Raw genomic sequence first — 606 nt, 5'->3', positions numbered from 1 at the left:
CCGCCGAGGCCCGGCAGGTCGATGACGAAACAGGCGGCGAGGATGTCGCCACCTATCTGGCGCAGCAGCTTGACCGCCGCTTCAGCCGTGCCGCCGGTGGCGATCAGATCGTCGACCAGGATCACTTTCTCGCCCGGAGCAACACCGTCCTTGTGCATCTCCATTTCGTCCAGCCCGTATTCCAGGCTGTAGGCGACGCGCACCGTCTCGTAGGGCAGCTTGCCCTTCTTGCGGATCGGCACGAAACCGGCCGAGAGCTGATGGGCGACGGCGCCGCCAAGGATAAAGCCGCGCGCCTCGATGCCGGCGATCTTGTCGATCTTCTGGCCGGCATAGGGATGCACCAGTTCGTCGATGGCGCGGCGGAAGGCGCGCGCATTGCCAAGCAGCGTGGTGATGTCGCGAAACAGGATGCCGGGCTTGGGATAGTCCGGAATGGTGCGGATCGCGGCAAGCAGCGTGTCTTCGAGCGAGGATTTCATGGGTCGAGATTACCTGAAACGGAGATTGTTGCGCGACAATTGTTCGATCGAGCTGCAGCCCATCAGCCTCATGCCGCGTTCGATCTCGACCCGCATCTGTTCGAGCGCCCGTTCCACGCCGGGC

Annotated in this window: 2 protein-coding genes; both read right to left on the bottom strand. The window is 63.5% G+C overall.

Annotation, left to right across the window (positions count from 1 at the left end):
* The coding region (locus EOA22_RS36460; RefSeq protein ID WP_127390758.1) for an adenine phosphoribosyltransferase at nt 1-482 on the bottom strand (482 nt) is incomplete at its 3' end.
* A 9-nt stretch (nt 483-491) separates the two neighbouring features.
* A partial coding sequence (locus EOA22_RS36455; protein WP_164756327.1) for an alpha-hydroxy-acid oxidizing protein occupies nt 492-606 on the bottom strand: 115 nt, incomplete at its 5' end.

It is taken from the genome of Mesorhizobium sp. M7A.F.Ca.US.014.04.1.1, assembly GCF_003998745.1.
Lineage (GTDB): Bacteria > Pseudomonadota > Alphaproteobacteria > Rhizobiales > Rhizobiaceae > Mesorhizobium > Mesorhizobium ciceri.
This window is presented reverse-complemented; position numbering and strand designations above follow the sequence as displayed.